Origin of the sequence: Microcystis sp., from assembly GCF_048564745.1 — a bacterium.
GTDB lineage: Bacteria > Cyanobacteriota > Cyanobacteriia > Cyanobacteriales > Microcystaceae > Microcystis > Microcystis ichthyoblabe_A.
Window position 1 is genome coordinate 1 of sequence record NZ_JBLZRT010000102.1, and the last position, 16,931, is coordinate 16,931.

The window sequence follows — 16,931 nt, forward strand, 5'->3', positions numbered from 1 at the left end:
TCCAGATCTCAACAAAATTGAAAAGTTCTGGGCTAGATTGAAAAACTATGTTAGTCAGATTATCAATGATAGTGAAAACCTTGTGGATGCTGTGAGTAAAGCCTTCAGGCATCTGTCCTAACTAACTCGTTCTATGCCATATTATACGCTATTTAGATGCTGAACAGCCTAACAATTCCCCAAGAGCCGTATTGTCTTCGGAGAGGAATAAAAAATAATCTTCGAGTTCCATAATTAATTACCTTTGATTTGCCCGCTTATTTATTAACATTTTATATATTTGCTGTAATTAGGAATCAACTTGACTAGGAGAGGAACCTCTTTTAAAAGGAATTAGTTTTTTGATTAATTCAGGTGTAATTAAGCCTTGAGGATAAAAAATCGTTCCCAAAACGATTAAAATCCCAAAAATAATTAAACGACCATCGCGTAAGAAATTACCTAACCAAATTGGTAAACCATTCACGCCGCCGAGAGCGCGTAAAACTTCGGGCAAAGCAGTTAAAACAATGCCTCCCACCACTGGACCGATAAAAGTTCTTGAACCACCAATTAAAACGAAAGCCAAGAAAATAATACTGGCATCAAAAGTTCCTTGACGGGAATTCCAAGTATTGAGAAAATGGGCGCTTACCGCCCCCACAACTGCCGCTAAAACTGCCCCGAAAGTGAAGGATAAAACCTTGTGATAGGTGGGATTAATTCCCATAGCCGCAGCTGCCAATTCATCGGCACGAATGGCATTAAATGCCCGACCAATTTTGATGTTTTCTAACCGGTAGAGAAACAGCATAGTTAGGAATAAGAGGGGCAAAGCCAGCCAAAGGTAGGCTAATTGAGTGGTGAAAGGTTGGGGAATGGCAAAAATACCGACTGCACCACCAGTTATATCGAGATTAAGGGCAATAATTCTCAAAATTTCTACCCAAGCGATCGTGGCAATAGCTAAATAAATACCTCGCAAACGGAGAACAGGAATACCTAAAACTATGGCTAATATTCCTGAAATAATGCCAGCAACTAAAATTTCTAAAAAGACCAAAGTAAGGGGATAATTGCTACCGGTATTAGTAAAAACTTTCGTGGAAAGAATGGCGGCCACATAACCACCTAAAGCGTAAAAACCGGGGGTTGCTAAGGATAATTGACCGGCCATTAAGGGCAGATAAACTGAAATGCCTAAGCTGGCTCCAAATATCATTGAAACAATTAAAAAACCATAGGTGTTAAAAAAATCAGCCATATTTTCGGTGAGCGGTTATTGGGTGCTTAAGTTACTGGAGTCAATTAGCTAATTCTATCACCATTCTCTCCCCTCTGATTCTCTGGTAATTCTCGAAATTATGATCATTTTTTACTTGGTACTTTTCCTATATGGTAGCGTTCGCCACCGGAAAAGCAGACGGGATGATCGATGATGGGAAAAGGTATCTTTCTTAACTTTGTCTGGGAAAAAATTCAGGGGAATTCACGAAACAGCAGCATTGGTTAGTTAACTCCAAAAACTGGTTCCTCGGACTCCTCTAACTGAATTTCCCGATAAAATCGCAGTAGCGAGCGAAAAAGTCCTAGAAGCTGAGGATATCATCAGTTTTACCCCAGAAGCAATCCATCAGATTCAGGCAATCGGTGAGGAACCGGTAATCACCCTCAATCTCTACGGTGATACTTTTGCTTTTAAACGTTTTCAATTCGCTCCTCTCACTAATCGAGCAGTTAATTTTTAGGTTAGAGAAATGATAGATAAATGAGAGGATCATGAGATAAATATGAAAGTTTTTTGGGGAAAAATTAGTTAAGATAAGGGGAAATTAAAGGATAAACAACTATAGATGTTTACTTCACTCGAACTTTTAACCACTTCCTTTGTGGCCGTGGGATTAGCCGCCGATGCCGTGGCCGTTTCTCTGACCAGTGGCCTGATGATTCGTCATATTCATGTTAATAAGGCTTTGAAAATTGCTTTGTTTTTTGGGGGATTTCAAGCGATTATGCCGATGATCGGTTGGGGTATCGGTCTAACTTGTCGCGATTTACTCGCCTCTTTTGACCACTGGATCGCTTTTATTATTTTGGGGGCGATCGGCAGTAAAATGATCTACGAAGCTGTTCAAAATGATGACGAGGAAAAAAAATTTAATCCTCTAGATTCCTATACTTTAATCGGATTAGCGATCGCTACTAGCATCGATGCTTTAGTAGTTGGTTTGGGTTTGTCGATGATTAAAACTCCCTTACTTTTAGCTTGCACTGTCATCGGTTTTATTACCTTTGCTTTATGTTTTATAGCTGTTTTTATCGGGCATAAATTCGGTAATTTATTTAGTCAAAAGGTGGAAATTCTCGGCGGTTTAGTTTTAATATTAATCGGCAGTAAAATCCTCATTGAACATTTAATTGCCTAGATTATCTCCATTTTTTACTATCCTCCCTATTTTCTCCGACTGTTTCCACAGGGGAGTGGCTAATTCGGGATAACCAGCCTCAATTAAAGCCTGATCTCTGATGCGACAGGAATCACATAAACCGCAGGGTTCAACTTCTCCTTGATAACAAGACCAAGTATCAGCAATGGGAACCCCTAAACTAACAGCACGACGGACGATATCTACCTTACTATCCATCACCAAAGGGGCAATTAATTGGGGCGCTTTACCTTCTAAACCCGCTTTCGATGATAAATTAGCTAAAGTTTGAAAGGCATCTAAATACTCGGGACGACAATCGGGATAACCAGAATAATCCACCGCATTAATTCCTAAATATATCGCCTCCGCTGCCCTTGCTTCCGCTAAAGAAAGAGCGATCGAAATAAAAACTGTATTTCTCCCCGGCACATAGGTAATCGGGATAATATCTGGGTTAATTCCCTCTTGGGGAATAGCAATAGATTGATCGGTTAAAGCGGAACCTCCCCACAAAGATAGATTGACTTCGATCAGATGATGTTCTTTAATATTGAGGAAATTAGCAATTTTTTTCGCCGCCGCTAATTCCCGCTCGTGTCTTTGTCCATAACGAAAGGAAAGGGCGATTAATTGATAACCAGCAGCTAAAGCGATCGCTGCTGTTGTCGCTGAATCTAATCCCCCGGAAAGTAAAATAATCGCCTTTTTTGTCATTACCCTAATGTCACCTGTGTTTGTTGATAATTAGCTACTAAGATAAATTGTTTGAGCCACCGCGAACCTAACAAAATCTCCTGAATTGCCTCCCCTGCAAAAACGGGAATTTCGTATTCCTGACCATCAATTCTTACTCTGCCTAAATATATATCAAAAAATGCTTCTCCTTGAGCGGTTATCAATTTATTTTGTCGCAAAAAACGCCAATCAAGACTGTCAGCATCTTGACTATTTATGGCTAAAAACTCGGTAACCCCCGTATCCAGCATAACTTCTGCGGGGAGAATCAATCCATCATCGCCAACTAAATCGATATCAAAATAAATTTGTCCTTTGCTTCCCAATCTCCCTTCAATCATATTCTGCCACTAACTCCAGTTTCATTAATGCCAAAGATGTGATGAATTTTGTCGGGATATTTTGCCCTGGCTTTTTTGCTGGCCACTTCTTGATCGGGATCGATAAAATAATCGCCGCTATCGGGTTTGATCGCAATGTACCAACCATAATAATGTTTCATTAACCGGGGCTGTAAACTCTGAAAAATCGGCCAACAACGATGATAAAATTCTAATTGTCGGGCGCGATGTTTGGCCTTTTCTTCCTCTGTAGATTGCATCTCTGGAAAAACTCGACCACGACGCACTACTCGTTCAGAATTGTTGTTAGACATAGTAAGTAATAGGACAAAATTAACTTCTTGGTTAGGATAGGCGTAATTAGTCACAGCAAGAAGCAGCGATTATTGAGAATAAAGTAGTCCTTAAGCCCTAGATAGATAGTACAAAGTCTTTTTGAGGTGGAGAACGCGCGCCCGCTACAGTTAGGGTAGAGGCTTTGACAGAACCATTGCTGCATTTTGGCGAGACTTCCTTGAGACATCGGAAGGCCTAAACTTGTCTCCACCAGATACCTTTGTTTCGCGCAACTCAGATGACCCCCATAACCCAACCATCCGACCAAACTGCTCAGTAATGCAGCGTAACTAAAGTCTTCCCGACAACCCAGGGGTAACTCAGCATAGCCTTGTTTCCCACAATTCGGGCATTGGTAGAGTGGTCGCTGATATTCATTAATTTGTACTGGTTTACTTACCAATTCAGCTATCTGATTGCGCTTGACGGGGGCTGTTCCTACTTTCTCTGGTACAGTCCCACAGACTGGACAGATTTCCCGGTTCAGTGCTATATAGTTATCTACTTGTTCAAAGCCATTGCCTGTTTTCCCCTCATAACCGTGGGCAGGTCCTCTCTTTTTCCCTTTCGTCCCTGCTCCTTGACTCTTTTTTTTGTATTTGTCTGCCGATGGCGGTTGGGAGCTATTTTCACTGCTCCTTTGAATAAGCTTGTGGAACTTTTCCTTGAACTGCTCTAATTCTTCTTCTAGTTGGACTAGCTTGCTTTCTCGTTCTTGATTCTTTTTTTTCTGTAGTACATAGGCTTCGCAGCAAAAGGCCGCCGCCATCTGTTCTGGGTCGAAGTCTGGGGCATTGATTAAGGTGGACAGTAGTTGGTCGTTAATTGCCATATCTGCCATGATACACTCAGGCAGTGCTTTTTGTCCATTCTCAGTTAATTTTTCTTATTGCACTGACTAATTACGAAAGGATTATCATTGAACCTATAAATAGGAAACTCAAAATCTTTAAAATCTTATCCTGTAAATAGCGGAATCGTCGTCGAAGATATAGTTTAAGAGTTAACTTGTTGGCGGCTATTTATAACTGTGAGTTAGGGATAGGTATAGCAGCTTCTTAAAAGTTGCCTAAAGATTAATCAAGTCAAGGAGAATTTATTCTCAATTATAAAAATTGAGATAGTTTGTGCCGCTTAAATAAAGAGGTTTTGATAACCAAATTAAAGCATATCTAAAGAGTTTTGAGTTAAAAGTTAAACTTCAAGTTTTCATTCAGGACGAATGTACTGGTTAACTAATTTTCCCAAAAAAATTAGTTAACCCATCATTATAACATATAATTAATTTGCAAGAGTTCTATTGTGATCAAACAAAATAAAAAAATATCAACCACTGGAATCATTGCCGAATTAACTCAAAAACCCGTTGCTGTTAAAGGTATTCTTCAACTAAATCGGCAAGAAATTCATCAGCTATAATTATGGACAATCCTCTTGATTTTTGTGATTCTAATATCTGGCTATACCGTCTTTTAATAGATCCAGAGTGTAACGATGCTGAAGAAAGGCAAAAACGCGATCTAGCGAACGCTTTAACCAGCAGGGAAAATATCTTAATCAGTACACAAATTATTAATGAAGTTTGCGCTGTCTTTGAGTAAAAAATGCAAGTTGTAGCCGTGCAAAGTATAGCAGGATTTCCTAGGGATTTTTACTGATCAGAGAAAGGTTAGAACTTGTCGTCAAGTGAAAGAGAGAACTATTTTGGTTATAGTCATTTCAGATAAGTCTGATACAATCTAGACTGGTTGGATCCTTATGAACTCTGGCATTGATATTCTCAATCTTAATTGAAATGACTATATCTAGATCACCGACGGTCAAAATTCCCTTGACTGAATCGGGGATGCACGGAGATTGTAACAAAAATTATCGATTTCTTGACAAAAAACACCGATCATGCTATCAACTGAACCTAAAATCAGCAATTCCGGACAAAAATATTTAGCCTATCAAGATTGTCTATCCCCGAATCAAACCCTGTTACCCCTGACAGCCAAGGTTAATAACCGCGATTGTCTAGAAATCGGTGGTTGCGATGTGACCACCCTAGTGGAACGTTTCGGTTCACCCTTGTATATTGTCGATGAAGTCACCCTCCGCACTGCCTGTGGTCAATATCTGCAAGGTTTCCAGACTCATTATCCCGGAGAATCTAGGGTAATTTATGCCTCGAAAGCGTGGAATTGCCTGGCCGTATCGGCCGTGGTCGCTAGTGAAGGATTAGGTTTCGATGTGGTGTCGGCCGGAGAAATTCACACAGTGTTAACCGCTTTAGACCAGATCAATAAAACCGATGTGCCGATATACTTTCATGGTAATAACAAATCGATCGCCGAGTTAGAATATGCGATCGAGCATAACTGCATTATCATCGTTGATAACTGGCTAGAGTTAGAAAATCTGGTTAAATTAGGCGAAAACCGCCCTGATAACCCTATTCCGATGCTGTTGCGGTTAACCCCCGGCATCGAGTGCCACACCCACGAATATATTCGCACGGGTCACTTAGACAGTAAATTTGGTTTTGACCCTCATCAAATCGAAGCGGTATTTGACTATGTTTTAGCTCATCCGGTGCTGAATTGTCTGGGTTTACACGCTCACATCGGTTCCCAGATTTTTGAACGTCAACCCCACCAAGACCTAGCCGCTGTCTTGGCAGACTGGTTTAAATTAGGTTTAGAACGGGGTTTACCCCTAGAGCAATTAAACGTCGGTGGTGGTTTAGGGATTCGCTACCTCGAAAGTGATGACCCCCCAAGTATCGAGGAATGGGTGCAAGCGGTGTCCTTAGCAGTGGCTAAAGCTTGTCAGGAAAGAGGTATCGCTTATCCGCTGCTCATTGCCGAACCGGGACGCTCTTTGATTGCCACCGCTTGCGTAACGGCCTATACAGTGGGTAATCGCAAAGAAATCCCCGAAATCCGCACCTATATCGCCGTCGATGGCGGAATGTCTGATAATCCCCGACCGATTACCTATCAATCGGTTTACCGGGCCGTGGTTGCCAATAAAATGAGTCAAGAATGTCAGGAATTGGTGACAATAGCTGGAAAACATTGTGAATCTGGGGATATTCTAATTAAGGATATTACGCTACCGAAAACCAACCCGGGGGATATTTTAGTGGTTTTAGCCACGGGGGCCTATAACTACAGTATGGCTTCTAATTACAACCGCTTACCCCGTCCGGCGGCGGTAATTGTCCAAAACGGAGAAGCTAATCTGATCCTTGAACGGGAAAATCTGGCGGATTTGCTGCGTCAAGACCGCTTACCCACTCGACTCTCCTTAATATAAACCTCATCGCTATTGTCCCCCCATGTCGGGTTTTTTTCTGGACCCTCGCCGGTTATTGTCCTGGATTCTCAGCCATGGTCTGTCAGTCCTAGACTTTGGGTTAGTTCTCCTCCTTACCTATATGCTGCTGCTAATTATCGGCGAGCGGCGTACCTTTTGGATGGTGCGAGGACTAATCTATTTAATGCTGGCCTCGGTGATTAGCGATGCCCTAGGATTGCGCTTGCTAGGGTTAGTCCTAGAAAAATTGATTTTAGGGGCAGCGGTGGCCATCGCTGTGATTTTTCAGTCGGAATTCCGCCGTTTTTTAGAATTATTGGGCAAAGGTCAAGTGTGGGAATTATTTAAAAAAAGTTCCCCCACTCCCAAGACCGATAATGTCATTGATGAGTTAGTGGACGCGGTGAAGGATCTATCTCAAAATCGCACCGGTGCGCTGATGGTATTAGAAACCAGTGGCAATCTCGACACCAAGGTGTTTGTCAATCCGGGGGTGACGCTCAATGGCCAAGTATCTAAGGAATTAATTCAAACTATTTTTCAAACTAAAACTTTACTGCACGATGGGGCCGTATTTATTCGGGGCGATCGAGTGGTGGCCGCTGGTGTTATTCTACCCCTATCGGAGCGCAGTACCTCTAGGCAATTAGGCACCCGTCATCGGGCGGCCATGGGCATTACCGAAAGGCTAGATAATTGTATCTGTATTGTGGTTTCTGAGGAAACTGGCTCGATTTCCCTCGCGTCGGGGGGTAATTTGGATCGGCCTTTAACCAGTAGTAAACTAAAAGAGCTTCTCGAAGCGAAGTTTTCTCCGTCGGGAGAGGGGGAAGTGGTCGCACCGAGTTGGGGACGTTTAGGGCGTACAATTGGCTTAAAAGGTCGTCTAATCTTAGAAAAATTCTCCCGTTCGCCCAGAGCAACCCCGAAAGATAGAAAATGACTGTTAAACCGAGCTTATCACCAGAATTACCCACGGATTTAGATAAAAACCGTTTGCCTCAGCACGTCGCAGTGATTATGGATGGGAACGGTCGTTGGGCGAAAAGTCGTGGTTTACCGCGGATTATGGGCCATCAACGGGGAGTGGATGCACTAAAAGACTTGCTGCGCTGTTGTCGTGACTGGGGGATTCCCGCTTTAACCGCTTATGCTTTTTCTACGGAAAATTGGGGTCGTCCCCTGGAGGAAGTGGAGTTTTTAATGACTCTATTCGAGCGGGTTTTGCGGCGCGAATTAGAGGAAATGATGCAGGAAAATGTCAAAATTCGCTTTATTGGTAATTTATCAGCCTTGCCAGAGTCTTTAAGACGGGAAATTACTAAATCTCAAGCAGAAACTAGCAAAAATTCCGGTATTCAATTTACGGTAGCTACTAATTATGGTGGCCGAGAGGAAATTGTGCAAGCTTGTCAAGCGATCGCTCGTCAGGTGCAACAGGGTTTAATCTCCCCGGAAGCGATCGATGAATCTCTCTTTGAACAGTATCTTTATACTGCCGGGATTCCTAACCCAGATCTGTTAATTCGCAGTAGTGGGGAAATGCGAATTAGTAATTTTTTACTCTGGCAAATGGCCTACGCGGAAATCTACGTTACTGACACCCTCTGGCCCGATTTCGATCGAGTGCAATTTCACCGCGCTTTAAAAGATTATCAGGGTCGTCATCGTCGTTTTGGCAAATTATAAGGGCTGCGGCCTAAATTGAGCGAAATAGCCACTGTGGGGCAGTTAAAGGACAATTTTTGATTTTTCACTTTTAATCTTAAACTCCCTGAGACAACGGTTAAACCGCGACGGGGGGGCCGTTTGTGGTCCTCTCAATTTCCCCAATACGGTAATCCGTAAATGGGTTGGAGCTAGACTTTTTCCCCAGCTAAAATAAAATGGGATGGAGAATAACTATCGACGATAAGCCGTTTTAAGATTATGGGATTCTTTGACTCAGAAGTGGTTCAACAGGAAGCTAGACAGCTATTTGAGGATTACCAGTCTCTCACACAACTGGGCAGCGAGTACGGTAAATTCGATCGAGAGGGCAAAATCATCTTTATCGATAGGATGGAGGAGTTAATGGAACGCTACAAGATATTTATGAAGCGTTTCGAGTTATCTGAGGATTTCTCCGCCCAAATGACTGTAGAACAGCTAAAAACCCAATTAGGTCAATTTGGCATGACTCCGCAAATGATGTTCGACCAAATGCAGCAAACCCTTGAGCGGATGAAGGCAGAAATTCGCTGAAATTGCCGATATTTATCGGGTCTTGGCTGTCTTCTACCCGATAATGGCTTCTCCAGTTTACCGCTCGGAAATTTGGGGTTTCTGCGGTTTTTCGAGAACGATGATCTAATAATTTTAAGTAGGTTAGCTGATGAACTCCAGGCCAGATTCACAAGAGAATATTGAGCCACCTCAGTATAGTGAAAAAACTAACCGCATTCAGGCGATCAGTCAACTGATTAAGGCGATCACCCCGTTAATTTGGGCTATAGTTGTTCTAGTGGTTATCGTGCCTCTTTTAGGGAAAATTTGGCTAGGAACTGCCGGCAATGAACCGTTAAAAACTAGGGTTGCTACCGAAACTAACCTAGAGATTCCCATCACTATACCCCAAAAATCTAACAGTCAAATCGATCGAGAAATTAGCCAAGCTTTACAGACAGCGAGAGCAAATTCTCAAAACTTCGCCCTAGGAGAAATTGAGGGATGGGTGGAGGAGTTGATGACACGAGTAGATCAGGGTTTTTTGCCTTGGTATTTTAACTATTTCAATCAAAAACAATTTGAGGGCAAGGCCTTTTTAAGTGGATTATACTCCTCGATCGCTCACTGGGTCAATACAGATAATCCACCCCCAGAACAGGTGGTGGCAGAAAATTTGACCAAAACTATTCAAACCGAGTTTACTAAAAGGGTAATTCGTCCCCAAGAGGCCCAATTGCGTCTAGAGAGAATTACTAGAGATGCCGTTAATTTATATGTCAATAATTTAAGCAATGAATTGGCAAATATACAGGCCAGTTATCAAATTCCCCAAGGCAAATGGGACCGTTATCTTAGTGATATAGCCATAACAATTCAAGATACCGAGGGCAATATTTCTAACACATCAATCAAACTTTTAGTCGGTGGTGCCACTGCTTTGGGAGTTAAATCTCTGATTCCAGTGATGAAAGTGGGCAGCACAGTTTATTTGTCCCTAGCGGGAAAAACGGGGGCGAAAATTGCCACTAAAACCGGTGGAGCAGTAGCGAGTAGTTTTGGGGCAGAATTAATCGATCCAATCGTGGGAATTGGTTTGATAGTGTGGGATTTATGGGACTATCAGCACACGGTAAACATTGAAAAACCGATTCTGCGAGATGCCATTTTTAATTATTTACAAGAAGTCAAATACGATCTAGTCAATAATCATCAAGGTAGCGTCCTTTCCTCTATTTATCAAATTGAAACCAGTGTCAATAAATCCTTAGTGAGAACCTAAATAAAATGATCTAAGTAGGTAGGCGTTAAAATCAGACACCCCCCTTATCAAGGGGGGCAGGGGGGATCGGCACCCCCCTTATCAAGGGGGGCAGGGGGGATCGAACCTAAAATCCATTTTTAATTTAATTATAACCAGCTACTTAATTCTAACTACGCCACCGTAAAATTTGTGCTTTAATGGGGTTGACAAAATCCCGCTTTTCTGCTTGAGATTTTTCGTATTCTTGCTTAAGGCGATAATACCATTTGGCCTGGGTATCGGCATCATCAATTAACATCAAAGCCGGATGATGACTAAGTCCTTCCTGTTGTTTAATTACCACATCGCGATCCTGTTTAAGAAATTGTAGGGTTAAATAACGCAAAAGAGGGGTTAAAAATGCCAACCAAGGAATCGTATAGTATAAACTTTGATGGACTTCGCAGTGATTTTCATCGATGGGAGTAATTGCCGTAAAAGCACAGGCCAAATGGCGATCGCCTCGCAGTATTTCTGTACGCACCGAGGGCAATTCAAAAACAATTTCAATCGATACTTTATTACCCAAAATTTTATAGGGTTTCGCACTTACTGGCATATCATAGGGGGCAAGACGAAAACCGAGGGGAACAGGTTCGTATTGTTTTTCTTTGACCCGAAATTGGCGCGGACCGCTGCGCCACCACCAAGAAGTATGAACGTAGGGACCGTGGGCCGGATCCATCAATCCCACCACTGCATGGTCAATATTGCAGTCAAAAGTGATAGTTTCGGCTATTTTGGGGGTAAGTTTGCCAAAATCGGCAATAGTCGGCACAGGGGGCAGATTTTCTCGATTAATTTCTCTTTTTGAGTCTGCCGGAATAAACACCCAGATATGACCTTGTATTTCACGACAGGGATAACTGGTGACACAAATTCTGCTAATATCAAGGCGATCGTGTTCCGTTAATGAGGGGATCTCAGAACAAACGCCATCGCTAGTATTAAATTTCCAGCCATGATAGCAACAGTACACCCCATCCCCTTCAATCCAGCCATGGTGCAGCGGAATGCCACGATGGGGGCAAATATCCCGCAATGCGAACACTTCTCCATCCTCTCTCCTGCCAACAACAATCGGTTCACCTAGCATTTTTTTGGCCATTAGCTGACCGGGTTTCAGTTTATTTGCCGGTGTGGCCACATACCAAAAGTCGCGCAGTAAGCTAGTCATAGGATTTGTCTGGAGAGCTTCGATCGTTCATCCTATCATTAGAAATGAAGGTTATGACCAAGACTAGGGCAGATAATTTATGGACGTAACTGGATTCGAACCAGTGACCCCATCGATGTCAACGATGTACTCTAACCAACTGAGCTATACGTCCGCACGGATCGCTATTATAACACGATTGCTCCTAATTAGGCAAGCCCCTAGAAAGTAAATTGATAGCCAATTAACTTATAAATTAACTTGGCAGTGGTAAATTCCGAGACCACCGAATCACTAATCGGAGCCAATTCCATCACATCGCAGCCAATCACCTGATGAGTTTGGAAAAGACGACGGAGAAAGTTTAGGGTTTGATGCCAACTTAACCCCCCCGGTTCCGGTGTTCCCACCCCCGGAATTAAAGCGGGATCGATGCCATCCACGTCTATGGTTAAAAATATCTTCTCGGTGGTAATTTTGGCGATCGCTTTTTCGATCCAATTCGGATCACCGGCGATATCTCGATCCCAAATCACGGGAATCTGCTGTTTAGCGATTAATTCCGCTTCTTCTCGACAAATAGCCCGAATTCCCACGGGTAAGGTGGGTAAACCCATTTCTAACACCCGACGCATCACGCAGGCGTGGTTATGGTGGGAGCCTTCGTACTCAAAACGCATATCGCCATGGGCATCAATTTGAACCACCGTAAAAGGTTCCGATAAAGCTTGTCGATAAGCTTGTACTACTCCCGTAGTGATAGCGTGTTCACCCCCGACGGCGACGACAAATTTATCATCGGCAATTAGACGGGAAACTGTAGCTGTGGTGACGGCTAACATCTCCTCGGCGGACAATTGCGGTTGTTGACGGGTATCTGCGATCGCATCATGGGTATAGATGCCCACTTCTAAACAGGTTTCCCTCTTAAGTTCCTCGTCATAAGCTTCCAATTGTTGGGAAGCGGTAATCACCGCCGCCGGTCCAGTTTCACAACCCTTGCGATAGGTGGTGGTGGCCTCGTAGGGAATCGGCAGGATCACGGCCTTAGCTGTGGCGTAAGTGGCGATCGCTTCACTCCCTAAAAACTGTTCGCTACCGGTGGCGCCAGACAATAACATGGGCAAGTCACAGAAAATTTTAGTCCAGCCTTCCATTATAAATATTTTGACTATTTTTGTCTATCTCAACTGACCCCAAACATATCTACTACAATAGCCAAAACCCCTTATCTATCAATAGATACATCCCTTAACTTTTTTTGCTGTACCCATGTTTATTCAAGAATGTTTGTCAGAGTATCCTAATTTTGAACAATTTGTCTGGGATTTGGAAACCCGAGGAGTTTCTGATATTGATATTCCCGTTCTGATATTTGTTGCCAGATGAAAAAGAAAGCCAGATGTTGAGAATCAAAATGGGTGATAGCGAGAATCAATTATTAAAAAATGTTCAGAAATCAATGTAAGGAAGAAAAAACAAGGTACAATTACTTAAATTTTTTCAAACTTGATCAGAATGGTTAATACCCCTCCTCCCACTCCTTGTCTGCCCCAAAATGAACCAGATGCGAATCGGCGGGCTGATTCCCTCAATCTTCAACGCCAAGCCTATAGATACGACTATCAGTATCTCCCACCCTTAGTCCTCATGGAATCCGTGCCTGCAGCGGAAAACTTTTCCTTTCAGTACATTACTGAACGGTTGGCGGCAACTGCGGAACTACCGGCCAATATGCTGGCTGTCAAAGTCAAATCTTTTTTAGATCCCCTCGATGAGCTACAAGATTATGAGGACTTCTTTGCCATTATCCCCTTACCCAAAATCGCCAAAGTCTATCAAACCAATGATGCCTTTGCCGAACAACGTCTATCGGGAGCTAATCCCCTAGTATTACGTTTACTGAAGCCGGGGGATGCTCGCGCCCAAGTTCTCAATCAAATCCCTAGTTCTAAGACAGATTTCGAGCCATTGTTTCAGGTCAATCAAGAATTAGCAGCGGGAAACATTTATATTGCCGATTATACGGGTACGGACATTAATTATCTCGGTCCCTCTTTGATTCAAGGGGGAACCCATGCCAAAGGGCGAAAATATTTACCGAAACCCAGGGCCTTCTTTTGGTGGCGGAAAAGTGGCATCAGAGATCGGGGCAAATTAGTTCCGATCGCTATCCAATTTGGGGAAAATGCGGAAAAGCTTTATACTCCTTTTGAGAAAAACCCCCTTGCTTGGCTATTTGCTAAAATTTGTGTTCAGGTGGCCGATAGCAATCACCACGAGATGAATTCCCATCTCTGTCGAACTCATTTTGTCATGGAACCGATCGCGATCGGCACGGCCCGGCAACTGGCAGAAAATCATCCCCTCAGTCTTCTGCTTAAGCCACACCTAAGATTTATGTTAACGAACAACCATCTGGGACAAGAGAGACTGATCAACCCTGGTGGACCGGTGGATGAATTATTGGCCGGCACCTTGGGCGAGTCGATGGCACTGGTTAAGGATGCCTACGCAAACTGGAATCTTCGAGACTTTGCCTTTCCTAAAGAAATAAGTAACCGGGGTATGGACGATACGGAACGACTACCCCACTACCCTTACCGGGATGATGGGATGCTGGTTTGGCAGTCTATTAATCAGTTTGTTTCTGATTATCTCCATTATTTTTACCCAAACCCCCAAGACATCACTAACGATCAAGAATTGCAAGCATGGGCCGGAGAATTATCTAATTCTGCGGCAGATCAAGGGGGCAATGTGAAGGGAATGCCGGCCAATTTTACGGATGTAGAGGACTTAATTGAAGTCGTTACCACAATTATTTTTATCTGCGGGCCACTGCATTCGGCTGTTAACTATGGTCAGTATGATTACATGACTTTTGCCGCTAATATGCCCTTGGCCGCTTACTGTGATCTTCCAGAAGCGATTAAGGATACTACAGGATCAATAATTGGAGATGCCAGAGGATCAATTACCGAAAAAGACATTCTTCAGCTATTGCCTCCTTATAAAAAGGCTGCCGATCAGTTACAAAGTCTGTTCACTTTATCCGACTATCGATACGATCGATTGGGCTATTACGATAAAGCTTTTCGAGAACTCTATGGCCGGAAGTTTGAGGAGGTTTTTGCCGAGGGTGATCAGGCAACAATTACGGGCTTCCTTCGACAATTTCAGCAAAATCTCAATATGAACGAACAAGAGATTGATGCCAATAATCAAAAACGGATCGTACCCTATACCTATCTAAAACCTTCTCTAATACTCAATAGCATCAGCATTTAAGTCTAAGATAATATCTCTAAGCTTGGCTTTCAACTTTTGCTATTTTACCCTGAAAAAAATCCCCCGGTCTTAGGGGGGATTTTTATTAGCGATCGCCGATCTTGTAGGGTGCGTTCCCTAATGCAACTTCTACCGCTCCACAGATCGATTTTTGGGGAACGCACCATGCACATTGATTAAAGCTGTAAGTCTAGGCATTGCAGAATCAAGGTATGATACTAAATCCGTTGAGTACAGGCTAGTTATGAGGAGAGGCAAAAGGCAAGAGGCAAAAGGCAAAGGGGAATAAATAATCAGTTTTTAATAACCAGATTTAGTATGAATGCCAACTGTGCATCGTATCCAAAAGTTAGTTTGGGTCTAGCGGCAAGATGTAGGCAGAGTAGTCAAGTGAAGTGTCCCATGCCTGAGCCTCACCTTGTATAGAGCCGACAAATGACTTTAGGATACAATGACTATAAAAGCTAGTAGCCAGTTGGATATATTTGTTATGGCATTAATATCCGGTGTTGTTCACAGTGATCCCGACATTCTAGGGGGAACCCCTGTTTTTGTAGGAACTCGTGTGCCGATGAGAACCCTACTTGATTATCTTGAGGCTGGTGATTCATTAGAGGTATTTCTAGACCATTTTCCCAGTGTCAGTCGAGAACAGGCGATCTCAGCCCTTGAATTAGCAAAGGAAATGTTGACAGCCTATGCGAATCCTGCTTGATGAATGCGCCCCACGCCCGTTAAAGCGTGAGCTTGCCGATTACGAGGTATGCACAGTTGTTGAGATGGGATGGTCAGGGAAAAAGAACGGTGAGTTGCTGAGGCTGATGAGTCAGGAGGGTTTCACGATTCTCCTCACTACAGATCAAAATTTGCGTTATCAGCAAAATTTACAGCAAACTGGAGTGGCAGTTATTGTTCTTGTAGCAACCAGCAACAAACTTTCTGACTTACTTCCCCTAATGCCAGATGCCTGTAGCGTATTAGATAAAGTCTCTCCAGGAGAAGTGATTGAAGTTGGAGGCTCCTGAAAGTTGTGTTGGCGAAAGCAGCATAACTCCGCATCCCTAGCGATATCTCGATCCCAAATCACGGGAATCTGCTGTTTAGCGATTAATTCGGCTTCTTCCCGACAAATAGCCCGAATTCCCACGGGTAAGGTCGGTAAACCCATTTCTAACACCCGACGCATCACACAGGCGTGGTTATGGTGGGAGCCTTCGTACTCAAAACGCATATCGCCATGGGCATCAATTTGAACCACCGTAAAAGGTTCCGATAAAGCTTGTCGATAAGCTTGTACTACTCCCGTGGTGATAGCGTGTTCACCCCCGACGGCGACGACAAACTTATCATCGGCAATTAAACGAGAAACTGTAGCTGTGGTGACGGCTAACATCTCCTCGGCGGACAATTGCGGTTGTTGACGGGTATCGGCGATCGCATCATGGGTATAGATGCCCACTTCTAAACAGGTTTCCCTCTTAAGTTCCTCGTCATAAGCTTCCAATTGTTGGGAAGCGGTAATCACCGCCGCCGGTCCGGTTTCACAACCCTTGCGATAGGTGGTGGTGGCCTCGTAGGGAATCGGCAGGATCACGGCCTTAGCTGTGGCGTAAGTGGCGATCGCTTCACTACCTAAAAATTGTTCGCTACCGGTGGCGCAAGACAATAACATGGGCAAATCACAGAAAATTTTAGTCCAATCTTCTATTATAAATAGACCTCTTGCATAAATCCGAAAACAAACGATAGAAACAATAATGGGAGGGACTTTCAGTTAATTATTTATTAGTAGTTGATAATCTTCAAAAATGTTGCTGTACAAGGATCGACTTAAGACTTTTGCAAGAGGTCTA

At 43.2% G+C, this 16,931-nt stretch carries 17 protein-coding genes, 1 tRNA gene and 2 pseudogenes; 11 read left to right on the top strand and 9 right to left on the bottom strand.

Annotated features, from left to right (window positions below):
- Positions 1 to 289 precede the first annotated feature (289 nt).
- Positions 290 to 1,243: a branched-chain amino acid ABC transporter permease gene (locus ACOCD9_RS12020; protein ID WP_287703274.1), complete on the bottom strand. Its 954-nt coding sequence runs from the start codon at positions 1,241 to 1,243 to the stop codon at positions 290 to 292.
- Between the two features lie 589 nt (positions 1,244 to 1,832).
- Here ACOCD9_RS12020 and ACOCD9_RS12025 point away from each other — a divergent pair.
- Positions 1,833 to 2,405, top strand: coding sequence for a manganese efflux pump MntP family protein (locus ACOCD9_RS12025; protein ID WP_287703272.1), 573 nt, complete (start codon positions 1,833 to 1,835; stop codon positions 2,403 to 2,405).
- Here the strand turns inward: ACOCD9_RS12025 and queC are convergent.
- The 4 genes from queC to ACOCD9_RS12045 are packed head-to-tail and all read right to left on the bottom strand — an operon-like array spanning position 2,394 to position 4,661.
- A complete protein-coding gene (queC, locus tag ACOCD9_RS12030) occupies positions 2,394 to 3,122 on the bottom strand; it encodes a 7-cyano-7-deazaguanine synthase QueC (protein ID WP_287703270.1) in 729 nt (242 codons plus the stop codon). The genes ACOCD9_RS12025 and queC overlap by 12 nt on opposite strands.
- The gene (locus tag ACOCD9_RS12035; protein WP_287703268.1) at positions 3,122 to 3,484 is read right to left on the bottom strand and encodes an aspartyl protease; all 363 of its coding nucleotides are present in this window, start codon (positions 3,482 to 3,484) and stop codon (positions 3,122 to 3,124) included. Before ACOCD9_RS12035 ends, queC begins: the two co-directional genes overlap by 1 nt.
- Complete coding sequence (locus ACOCD9_RS12040; RefSeq protein WP_287703276.1) at positions 3,481 to 3,798, bottom strand: hypothetical protein; 318 nt, start codon at positions 3,796 to 3,798, stop codon at positions 3,481 to 3,483. The genes ACOCD9_RS12035 and ACOCD9_RS12040 overlap by 4 nt, the downstream gene beginning before the upstream one ends.
- 50 nt (positions 3,799 to 3,848) lie before the next feature.
- A complete protein-coding gene (locus ACOCD9_RS12045; protein ID WP_287703266.1) occupies positions 3,849 to 4,661 on the bottom strand; it encodes a DUF6444 domain-containing protein in 813 nt (270 codons plus the stop codon).
- A gap of 65 nt (positions 4,662 to 4,726) precedes the next feature.
- On the opposite strand from ACOCD9_RS12045, the pseudogene ACOCD9_RS12050 reads away from it, so the two are divergent.
- The 7 genes and pseudogenes from ACOCD9_RS12050 to ACOCD9_RS12080 form a co-directional block, all read left to right on the top strand.
- A pseudogene (locus ACOCD9_RS12050) lies at positions 4,727 to 4,882 on the top strand (IS5/IS1182 family transposase); the annotation flags it as partial.
- 359 nt (positions 4,883 to 5,241) lie between these two features.
- Positions 5,242 to 5,421, top strand: coding sequence for a hypothetical protein (locus tag ACOCD9_RS12055; RefSeq protein ID WP_419547571.1), 180 nt, complete (start codon positions 5,242 to 5,244; stop codon positions 5,419 to 5,421).
- A 298-nt stretch (positions 5,422 to 5,719) separates the two neighbouring features.
- The gene (gene lysA, locus ACOCD9_RS12060; protein WP_287703554.1) at positions 5,720 to 7,123 is read left to right on the top strand and encodes a diaminopimelate decarboxylase; all 1,404 of its coding nucleotides are present in this window, start codon (positions 5,720 to 5,722) and stop codon (positions 7,121 to 7,123) included.
- 22 nt (positions 7,124 to 7,145) lie between these two features.
- On the top strand, positions 7,146 to 8,066 hold the full coding sequence (gene cdaA / locus ACOCD9_RS12065) for a diadenylate cyclase CdaA (RefSeq protein WP_002799082.1): 921 nt from the start codon (positions 7,146 to 7,148) through the stop codon (positions 8,064 to 8,066).
- Entirely contained in the window at positions 8,063 to 8,812 is a 750-nt protein-coding gene (gene uppS / locus ACOCD9_RS12070; protein WP_287703556.1) for a polyprenyl diphosphate synthase, read from the top strand. The genes cdaA and uppS overlap by 4 nt, the downstream gene beginning before the upstream one ends.
- A 240-nt stretch (positions 8,813 to 9,052) precedes the next feature.
- Entirely contained in the window at positions 9,053 to 9,367 is a 315-nt protein-coding gene (locus ACOCD9_RS12075) for a DUF1825 family protein (RefSeq protein ID WP_002738222.1), read from the top strand.
- Between the two features lie 130 nt (positions 9,368 to 9,497).
- On the top strand, positions 9,498 to 10,610 hold the full coding sequence (locus tag ACOCD9_RS12080) for a hypothetical protein (protein WP_287703558.1): 1,113 nt from the start codon (positions 9,498 to 9,500) through the stop codon (positions 10,608 to 10,610).
- A 148-nt stretch (positions 10,611 to 10,758) separates the two neighbouring features.
- Here the strand turns inward: ACOCD9_RS12080 and ACOCD9_RS12085 are convergent, their stop codons facing one another.
- The 3 genes from ACOCD9_RS12085 to speB (ACOCD9_RS12095) all read right to left on the bottom strand — a co-directional run bounded on the left by ACOCD9_RS12085 (position 10,759) and on the right by speB (ACOCD9_RS12095) (position 12,908).
- Complete coding sequence (locus ACOCD9_RS12085; RefSeq protein ID WP_287703560.1) at positions 10,759 to 11,808, bottom strand: aromatic ring-hydroxylating oxygenase subunit alpha; 1,050 nt, start codon at positions 11,806 to 11,808, stop codon at positions 10,759 to 10,761.
- Positions 11,809 to 11,888: 80 nt separating this feature from the next.
- Positions 11,889 to 11,962 (bottom strand) — tRNA-Val (locus tag ACOCD9_RS12090).
- A 46-nt stretch (positions 11,963 to 12,008) separates the two neighbouring features.
- Positions 12,009 to 12,908 carry an agmatinase gene (speB, locus tag ACOCD9_RS12095; protein WP_419547577.1) on the bottom strand — a complete coding sequence of 300 codons (900 nt, stop codon included), beginning with the start codon at positions 12,906 to 12,908 and terminating at the stop codon, positions 12,009 to 12,011.
- A 397-nt stretch (positions 12,909 to 13,305) separates the two neighbouring features.
- On the opposite strand from speB (ACOCD9_RS12095), the gene ACOCD9_RS12100 reads away from it, so the two are divergent.
- From ACOCD9_RS12100 to ACOCD9_RS12110, 3 genes are all read left to right on the top strand, one after another.
- Positions 13,306 to 15,078, top strand: coding sequence for a lipoxygenase family protein (locus tag ACOCD9_RS12100; RefSeq protein ID WP_419547575.1), 1,773 nt, complete (start codon positions 13,306 to 13,308; stop codon positions 15,076 to 15,078).
- 451 nt (positions 15,079 to 15,529) lie between these two features.
- On the top strand, positions 15,530 to 15,793 hold the full coding sequence (locus ACOCD9_RS12105) for a DUF433 domain-containing protein (RefSeq protein ID WP_287702547.1): 264 nt from the start codon (positions 15,530 to 15,532) through the stop codon (positions 15,791 to 15,793).
- Positions 15,777 to 16,103 (top strand): DUF5615 family PIN-like protein, encoded by a 327-nt coding sequence (locus ACOCD9_RS12110; protein ID WP_002757286.1) that lies wholly within the window; start codon positions 15,777 to 15,779, stop codon positions 16,101 to 16,103. The genes ACOCD9_RS12105 and ACOCD9_RS12110 overlap by 17 nt, the downstream gene beginning before the upstream one ends.
- Positions 16,104 to 16,135: 32 nt before the next feature.
- Here the strand turns inward: ACOCD9_RS12110 and speB (ACOCD9_RS12115) are convergent.
- Positions 16,136 to 16,750, bottom strand: a pseudogene (speB, locus tag ACOCD9_RS12115) (agmatinase); the annotation flags it as partial.
- Positions 16,751 to 16,931 lie beyond the last annotated feature (181 nt).

Coding starts and splice junctions, on each gene's coding strand:
- ACOCD9_RS12025 (WP_287703272.1), top strand. CDS start 1,833: ATGTTTACTTCACTCGAACTTTTAACCACTTCCTTTGTGGCCGTGGGA.
- ACOCD9_RS12055 (WP_419547571.1), top strand. CDS start 5,242: ATGGACAATCCTCTTGATTTTTGTGATTCTAATATCTGGCTATACCGT.
- ACOCD9_RS12020 (WP_287703274.1), bottom strand. CDS start 1,243: ATGGCTGATTTTTTTAACACCTATGGTTTTTTAATTGTTTCAATGATA.
- ACOCD9_RS12040 (WP_287703276.1), bottom strand. CDS start 3,798: ATGTCTAACAACAATTCTGAACGAGTAGTGCGTCGTGGTCGAGTTTTT.
- ACOCD9_RS12085 (WP_287703560.1), bottom strand. CDS start 11,808: ATGACTAGCTTACTGCGCGACTTTTGGTATGTGGCCACACCGGCAAAT.
- cdaA (WP_002799082.1), top strand. CDS start 7,146: ATGTCGGGTTTTTTTCTGGACCCTCGCCGGTTATTGTCCTGGATTCTC.
- ACOCD9_RS12100 (WP_419547575.1), top strand. CDS start 13,306: ATGGTTAATACCCCTCCTCCCACTCCTTGTCTGCCCCAAAATGAACCA.
- ACOCD9_RS12075 (WP_002738222.1), top strand. CDS start 9,053: ATGGGATTCTTTGACTCAGAAGTGGTTCAACAGGAAGCTAGACAGCTA.
- ACOCD9_RS12045 (WP_287703266.1), bottom strand. CDS start 4,661: ATGGCAGATATGGCAATTAACGACCAACTACTGTCCACCTTAATCAAT.
- uppS (WP_287703556.1), top strand. CDS start 8,063: ATGACTGTTAAACCGAGCTTATCACCAGAATTACCCACGGATTTAGAT.
- ACOCD9_RS12080 (WP_287703558.1), top strand. CDS start 9,498: ATGAACTCCAGGCCAGATTCACAAGAGAATATTGAGCCACCTCAGTAT.
- lysA (WP_287703554.1), top strand. CDS start 5,720: ATGCTATCAACTGAACCTAAAATCAGCAATTCCGGACAAAAATATTTA.
- speB (WP_419547577.1), bottom strand. CDS start 12,908: ATGTTATTGTCTGGCGCCACCGGTAGCGAACAGTTTTTAGGGAGTGAA.
- ACOCD9_RS12035 (WP_287703268.1), bottom strand. CDS start 3,484: ATGATTGAAGGGAGATTGGGAAGCAAAGGACAAATTTATTTTGATATC.
- ACOCD9_RS12110 (WP_002757286.1), top strand. CDS start 15,777: ATGCGAATCCTGCTTGATGAATGCGCCCCACGCCCGTTAAAGCGTGAG.
- ACOCD9_RS12105 (WP_287702547.1), top strand. CDS start 15,530: ATGACTATAAAAGCTAGTAGCCAGTTGGATATATTTGTTATGGCATTA.
- queC (WP_287703270.1), bottom strand. CDS start 3,122: ATGACAAAAAAGGCGATTATTTTACTTTCCGGGGGATTAGATTCAGCG.